Genomic DNA, 6,081 nt, shown 5'->3' with positions numbered 1-6,081 from the left:
CCGCCGACGGGAACCTTCAAAAGGTTGGCACCGAAGTAGAGAAGGTCGACGGAGAAGAAGACTGCGAGCAGGGCCGAGGCGGCAAACTTGTTCCAGTTCCATAAGTTGAACAGAACCACCGCAATCAGCACGCCATCGATGAGCATCGCCCCGGTGACCGCGATGCCATAGGCGGCGGCAAGATTCGACGAGGTCTTGAAGAACAGTACCAGCATGATGACCATGATCATCAGCGCCCAGTTGATCACCGGGATATAGATTTGCCCGGCGGCATGCTCGCTGGTGTGAGTGATGTGCAGGCGCGGAATAAAGCCCAGCTGGATCGCCTGTTGGGTAACGGAGAAAGCACCCGAGATCACCGCCTGGCTGGCGATGATTGTGGCCAGTGTCGCGAGGATGACCAGCGGGAGCCGGAGAATTTCGGGAGCGAGCAGAAAGAAGGGATTCTTGACCGTCTCGACCGCTTGCGCCGGGTCCATGGCGAGCAGCATCGCGCCCTGCCCCATATAATTGAGCAGCAGAGCCGGCATGACGAAGAACAGCCAGGACACGCGGATGGGGTTGCGGCCGAAATGGCCCATGTCGGAATAGAGCGCCTCCGCGCCGGTTACCGCGAGCACGACCGATCCCATCGAGATGAAGCCGGGGATCGGGTCGTCGAAGAAGAAAGCGACCGCGTTCCACGGATTGAACATGTGCCAGATCACCGGCGGGTGATCGACGATATGGACCACGCCGAGCACGGCGATGACCGAGAAATAGACAAGCATGATCGGCGCGAACAGCAAGCCGATCTTGGCCGTGCCGCGCGCCTGGATGGCGAACAGGCAAACGAGGATGAAGATCGACAGCGGGATGACGTAGGGCGTGAAGCCGGCATTGACCGTGGTCAGGCCCTCCACCGCCGACAGGACCGAGATCGCCGGGGTGATCATGCTGTCGCCGTAAAACAAGGCGGTGGCGAACACGCCCAGGAGGACGATACCGGTTGTCCATTTGCGCTTGTCGCTACCGGTCGAGCGGTTGATCAGCGCGAGCAAGGCCAGGCTGCCGCCCTCGCCCTTGTTGTCGGCGCGCATGATGATCGACACATATTTGATCGTCACGATGATCATCATCGACCAGAAGATCAGGCTGAGGACGCCGTAAATGTGAATCGCGTCGGGCCGGAGCGTGTGGTGGCCGGCGAAGGTTTCGCGAAAGGCGTAGATAGGTGAGGTGCCGATGTCGCCGAAGACGATGCCGACCGCTCCGACCGCCAGCTTGGCGAGCGAACCCCCGCCATGCCCGTGGCCTTCCGCCTGCTCCTCGCTGGCGGGCTCGGCGGCTCCGGTACTGGAAATGTTCATGCGTTCACGGCCCTCACGGCACCCTTCGCGGGGCGCGCCGCCCTAGCACCGGCAAAAAGACGCTGCAATCGGCACGCCTTGGTCTATAGCCCCGCCACTTTCCCAATTTGGAGCGAACGAACGATGCGCGTCGGTGTGCCGAAAGAAATCAAGAACCATGAATATCGCGTGGGCCTGACCCCCGCCTCGGTGGCCGAGCTGGTCGCGGCGGGCCATGAGGTCCTGGTGGAGACCAAAGCCGGAACGGGCATAGACTTTTCCGACAGCGCCTATGAAAAGGTCGGCGCCACCATCCTGCCGACCGCCGCCGACGTGTTCGCCAAGAGCGACATGATCGTCAAGGTCAAGGAGCCGCAGCCGGGCGAGATTGCGATGCTCGAGCCGCGGCACTTGCTGTTCACATACCTCCACTTGGCCGCCGACAAGCCGCAGGCGGAGGGGCTGATGAAGTCCGGCGCGACTTGCATCGCCTATGAAACGGTCACCAGCCGGTCGGGCGCGCTGCCGCTTCTGAAGCCGATGAGCGAAGTCGCAGGGCGGATGTCGATTCAGGTCGGCGCGCATTACCTGGAAAAGGAACAAGGCGGCCGCGGCGTTTTGCTCGGCGGCGTTCCCGGCGTGGCGCCGGCCAAGGTCGCCATCTTCGGCGGCGGCGTCGCCGGGATCAACGCCGCACAGATGGCGACCGGCCAGCGCGCCGACGTCACCATCTATGACATCAACAACGACCGGCTGGCCGACCTCGACATGCATTTCGGCAGTCAGATCAAGACCGCCTTCGCGTCTAAATCGGCGATCGCCCAGGCGGTCCAGGAGGCCGAGCTAGTAATCGGCGCGGTCCTCGTGCCCGGCGCCGCGGCGCCCAAGCTGGTCACGCGCGACATGCTGAAGACGATGAAGCGCGGCAGCGTGCTGGTCGACATTGCGATCGACCAGGGCGGCTGCTTCGAGACCTCGAAGGCGACGACCCACGCCGACCCGGTCTATACGATCGATGGCGTCATCCACTATTGCGTCGCCAACATGCCCGGCGCGGTGGCGCGAACCAGCGCCTTCGCGCTCAACAATGCGACCCTGCCGTTCGCGCTCAAGCTCGCCAACCTCGGCGCCGACAAGGCGATGGCGGAGGATCCGCACCTCGCCAATGGGCTCAACGTGTCGGGCGGGAAGATTAGGCACCAGGCGGTATCGGAAGCACTCGACCTGCCGTTCGAGGCGGCTTGAGCGTCTGATCCTCCCCGGCATTTATCGGGGAGGATTTACTCCTGCCATCGCCAGCACCGCGTCCTCGACCAGCGGGCGCCAACTGGCATTGGCGGGGGCGCGGGCGAGAATGCCTTGCCACAGGGCTACCGCTTCCTCGGGATTGCCGGAACGAGCCGCGGCAAGTCCGAGAAAGAAAGCCGGCGCCGGGTGGCCGGGGGCGAGCTGTTGCGCCCGCCCGAATGCGAACCGTGCGGCCGGGCTAAGGCCGTGCGCATGGTCCGCGAGCGCATTGCCCAGTCCGACCCACAGTTTGAAGTCGCCGGGATGCTCGCGGACCGCCGAACGCAGAATATTGGCCGCGTCCTGGCTGTTGCCGCGCGAGGCGAGCGCTTCGGAGATGGTCAGCCAGTTATCGGCATTGTCGAACTGACCCATCAGCATCCTGCGCGCCATAGTTAGCGAGATGGGCGGGGTTCTTTCTCCGGCCGCGCGGGATGCTTCTGGCAAGCCCGGGCTGCCCTGCAAGGCATAGCCGGCACAACCGAAGGCGACTGCCGCCGCCGCGAGCGTCAGCAGCGGCCCGCGCAGCCGCATCAGCCACAAGAGTCCGATCGTCCCGGCGCTGAGCAGCGCAAGCCACAGATAGGCAGTCATCGCCGCCGCCTGACCAGCCGCTTGCGGAGCAAGAGGACGCCCGCGGCGAGCAGCAATAGTGGAGCGCCCCATAGTGGCCAGGTCAGCGGCTCGAACGGCGGGCGATAGCTGACCCAATCGCCGTAGCGGCCGATCAGCCAGGATCGAACCGCTTCGGGCTTTTCACCCGCGGCAATCCGTTGCCGAACCAGCGCGCGCATATCGCCGGCCAACTCGGCATTGCTGTCGGCGATCGACTGGCCCTGACAGACGAGGCAGCGCAGCTCCTCCATCAGCGCCTGCGCCTCTGCCTCCTGGCTCGGGTTCGCCAATTGGCGATTGGCATAGGGTGATGGCGGCAGGCTGCCGTCGCCCAACGCCGGCGCGGCGACGAGAGCGAGGAGGACTAGCCAGCGAGTCACCTAGCGGCCTCCCATTCCCGCTGGATGGTGGTGAGATCGCCGGGTTCGATCGGTCCCATATGCTGATAGCGGATCACGCCACGGCCATCGACAACGAAAGTTTCCGGAACGCCCGATGAACCCAAGTCGAGCTGGACCCGGCTGTCGGCGTCGGAGCCGATCGCGCCGAATGGGTCGCCATGGCGGGCGAGGAAGGAGGCGACATCCTGAGGCTTGTCGCGCACCGCCACCGCCTCGATCGGCACGCCGCGGCGGTTCAGTTCTAGGAGTAGCGGGGCTTCGGCGACGCACGGCACGCACCAGCTGGCGAAAACGTTGACCAGGCGCGGCTGCCCGGCAACGAGGTCGGCAGAGGCAAGGCCGGGCTTACCGGGGACCGCGGGCGATAGCGCGAAGGCCGGCACCTGCTGACCGATCATGCGCGAGGCGATCCGCTCGTCCATCGGATTGGCAAGCCGCCACGCGACCGCGCCGACGAAGACCACCAGCAGGAGCAACGGCAAGAAGCGAAGCCTGTGGCTCACAGCTCGGCCTCCTCGACGCGGCGGCGACCGCGGCGACCGGTCCACCAGCGGCCGAGCAGGGCTAAGGCGCCCCCGAACGCGATCAGCGCGCCGCCGAGCCAGATCAAGGTTACGAACGGCTTCCACCACAGGCGCAACTGCCAGCGGCCTTGCCCGTCCTGCTCGCCCAGCACGGTGTAGAGCTGCCCGTTCCAGACCGTGTCGATCGCCGCCTCGCTAGTGGTGGTCGGCGGGTCGGTAAAGGTGCGGCTTTGCGGTTTGAGGACCGTTACTCCGGCTCCGCGCGAGGCGCGCAGCTCGGCTTCGAGCGCGGTCCAATTGGGCCCGGCGAGCGCGGATATCTGGCGGAACTCGACCAGCCATGGGCCGGCCGCAACCTTGTCGCCCGGTCGAACGGCCGCGAGCGTTTCGCGGGTGAAGCCACTGTTTGCCGCGGCCCCGAGAATGGCAACCGCGACGCCGAGATGAGCGACGACCATGCCCCAGGTGGCAAGCGGAGTGCGGCGCAGCGAGCGACCAAACAGCGGCAAGACGCTAGCCGGGACGAGGCCAGCGCCGATCGAGAGGCCAAACCGCTCGAGCCAGCCGAGGTCAGGCGAGAGGGCAATGATCAGGCCAAGCGCCGCCAGCGCGACCAGCAGGCCGGGCAGGAGGCGCGGCAGAACCGGCGCGTTGTCGCGGCGCCAGCGTAGCTGGGGCGCGATCATCATCAGTGCGGCGAGGCCCAGCGCAAGCGGGCTGGCAACGCTGTTGAAATACGGCGGCCCGACCGACAGCTTGTCGCCCGACAACGCCTCGGCAAAAATCGGATAAAGCGTGCCGACGAAAACCACGCCGAGGATGACCGAAAGGAGCAAATTATTGGCGACCAACCCGCCTTCGCGACTGACAATCTCGAACGGAGCGCCCTCCTGGACCGTCGCGATGCGCACGGCGAACAGGGTCAGCGCGCCGCCGACATAGAGGGCGAGCAGGGCGAGGATGAAAGTCCCGCGCGTCGGATCGACCGCGAAGCTGTGGACCGAAGTCAGAATCCCCGATCGGACCAGGAACGTGCCGACCATCGACATCGAAAAGGCGATGACGGCAAGCATCATCGTCCAGGCACGAAGCGCGCCACGCGCGGCGAGGACGTTTAAGCTGTGCAACAGCGCGGTCGCCGCGAGCCACGGCATTAACGAAGCATTCTCGACAGGGTCCCAGAACCACCAGCCGCCCCAGCCGAGTTCATAATAGGCCCAGTAGCTGCCGGCGGTGATGCCGAGCGTGAGCAAGACCCAAGCGCCCAGCACCCATGGCCGCATCGCCCGGGCAAGCGCCGGGCCGACTTGGCGGGTAACGAGCGCGCCGACTGCAAGGCTGAAGGCCACCGACAGCCCGACATAACCGAGATAAAGTGTCGGCGGGTGAAAGGCGAGGCCGGGATCTTGCAACAACGGGTTCAACCCCCGCCCCTCGATCGCCGCCGGATTGAGCCGCTCGAAGGGGTTGGAGGCAATCAGGAGAAACGCGAAAAACCCAAGCGCCAGTGCGGCTTGCGCGGCGAAGCTCACACCCAAGGTGCGCTGGTCGAGGCGGCGCTCGAATAGCGCGACGACCGCGCCAGCGAGGGCGAGCACCGTCACCCACAAAAGCATCGAGCCCTCGTGATTGCCCCAGGTTCCGGCGAATTTGTAGATCCACGGCTTCTGGCTGTGACTATTCTCGGCGACCAGCAGCACGCTCATGTCGGACCGCAAGAACAGCGCGATCAGCGCGGTGAAGGCGAGGAGAGTCAGCAGCCCCTGCCCGACCGCGACGGCGCGAACGGTGGCGACCCGTCGACCGTCTTCGCCGGCCAGCCCTAGCGAGAGCGCCAGTTGCAGCGCGGCGAGCGCGGCGGCGAGCCACAGCGCGGCGAGGCCCGCCTCGGCGATCACGTCCTTGGTGGGCCCGGCTGGGCCGGCT

At 65.8% G+C, this 6,081-nt stretch carries 6 protein-coding genes; 1 reads left to right on the top strand and 5 read right to left on the bottom strand.

Annotated elements, in window-relative coordinates; all coding sequences use genetic code 11:
• Positions 1–1,349: potassium transporter Kup (locus H0W65_RS11975; protein ID WP_294007871.1), on the bottom strand; the 1,349-nt coding region annotated here is incomplete at its 3' end.
• Positions 1,350–1,472: 123 nt separating this feature from the next.
• On the opposite strand from H0W65_RS11975, the gene ald reads away from it, so the two are divergent.
• Entirely contained in the window at positions 1,473–2,573 is a 1,101-nt protein-coding gene (gene ald, locus H0W65_RS11970) for an alanine dehydrogenase (protein ID WP_294007869.1), read from the top strand.
• A 21-nt stretch (positions 2,574–2,594) separates the two neighbouring features.
• On the opposite strand, the gene H0W65_RS11965 is transcribed toward ald, so the two are convergent.
• The 4 genes from H0W65_RS11965 to H0W65_RS11950 are packed head-to-tail and all read right to left on the bottom strand — an operon-like array spanning position 2,595 to position 6,053.
• Entirely contained in the window at positions 2,595–3,209 is a 615-nt protein-coding gene (locus H0W65_RS11965) for a tetratricopeptide repeat protein (protein ID WP_294007867.1), read from the bottom strand.
• A complete protein-coding gene (locus tag H0W65_RS11960; RefSeq protein WP_294007865.1) occupies positions 3,206–3,610 on the bottom strand; it encodes a cytochrome c-type biogenesis protein in 405 nt (134 codons plus the stop codon). Before H0W65_RS11960 ends, H0W65_RS11965 begins: the two co-directional genes overlap by 4 nt.
• Positions 3,607–4,134: a DsbE family thiol:disulfide interchange protein gene (locus H0W65_RS11955; protein WP_294007863.1), complete on the bottom strand. Its 528-nt coding sequence runs from the start codon at positions 4,132–4,134 to the stop codon at positions 3,607–3,609. Before H0W65_RS11955 ends, H0W65_RS11960 begins: the two co-directional genes overlap by 4 nt.
• Positions 4,131–6,053, bottom strand: a complete 1,923-nt coding sequence (locus H0W65_RS11950; RefSeq protein WP_294007873.1) for a heme lyase CcmF/NrfE family subunit — start codon at positions 6,051–6,053, stop codon at positions 4,131–4,133. The genes H0W65_RS11955 and H0W65_RS11950 overlap by 4 nt, the downstream gene beginning before the upstream one ends.
• Positions 6,054–6,081 lie beyond the last annotated feature (28 nt).

The sequence above is a fragment of the Sphingomonas sp. genome (assembly GCF_013816785.1).
GTDB lineage: Bacteria > Pseudomonadota > Alphaproteobacteria > Sphingomonadales > Sphingomonadaceae > Sphingomicrobium.
This window is presented reverse-complemented; position numbering and strand designations above follow the sequence as displayed.

Excerpts from the sequence above, each read along its gene's own strand:
- ald (WP_294007869.1), top strand. The coding sequence starts at position 1,473 with ATGCGCGTCGGTGTGCCGAAAGAAATCAAGAACCATGAATATCGCGTG.
- H0W65_RS11965 (WP_294007867.1), bottom strand. The coding sequence starts at position 3,209 with ATGACTGCCTATCTGTGGCTTGCGCTGCTCAGCGCCGGGACGATCGGA.